The sequence below is a fragment of the Legionella yabuuchiae genome (genome assembly GCF_900640115.1).
Classification (GTDB): Bacteria; Pseudomonadota; Gammaproteobacteria; order Legionellales; family Legionellaceae; genus Legionella_A; species Legionella_A yabuuchiae.
The window spans coordinates 1-758 of the sequence record NZ_CAAAIW010000071.1; the positions used below are offsets into that span (position 1 = coordinate 1).

Below are 758 nucleotides of genomic sequence, written 5' to 3' on the forward strand. Positions count from 1 at the left end.
CCAAATTGTTAATGAACTTCTGGATTAACCAGATGAAAAAGCTCTTCAAAGCCCTTTCATCTGGACAATCTTGCTCTACCCCGGATTTAGCTTGGCTAATCCGGGCCACACGAGTCGAACTCGTGTTGGTGGAGCCGGGGAGATTCGAACTCCCGACCCTCTGCGTGCAAGGCAGATGCTCTCCCAGCTGAGCTACGACCCCCTTTTTTTTGCTTCAGCTTTTTCCCTTATGCTTCGTTGCTGCCACGCGCTCGCTCAGTCACATACGGATGTATGCTCCTTCGCTCGCTTCTGTCAGCGCCTCGCCTAAGGAAAAAATCTTCGCAAAAACTTTTTGCTTCAGCTTTTTTTCTTTACGCTTCGTTGTCGACATGCGCTCCCTCAGTCACATACTGATGTATGCTCCTTCGCTCGCTTCTGTCAGCGCCTCGCCAAAGGAAAAAATCTTCGCAAAATGCTATCTTGCTTTTTCTTTGCACTTCTTTCTAGAGCTCGCAAGCGTTCTGATTTGGGCGCAGATTGGGTTAAAACAAATTTTAGAAAAACAAAGCATACAACCGTATGTGAGTATTTTAAAAATCTACCTTAACGCAAGTTCCGCCAAATAGGGCTGCTTGCGTGAAAACAAACTGTGTGGGCGCTTGGATGTTGTCGTGCTTTTATTAAGGAGGTGATCCAGCCGCAGGTTCCCCTACGGCTACCTTGTTACGACTTCACCCCAGTCATGAACCACACCGTGGCAAACGTCCCCCCGAAGG

The 758-nt window shown here is 48.3% G+C and carries 1 tRNA gene and 1 rRNA gene; both read right to left on the reverse strand.

The features are described from left to right. Positions 1-126: 126 nt before the first annotated feature. Positions 127-202 (reverse strand) — tRNA-Ala (locus tag E1O47_RS12115). Between the two features lie 461 nt (positions 203-663). Further along, positions 664-758 (reverse strand): 16S ribosomal RNA (locus tag E1O47_RS12120); the annotation flags it as partial.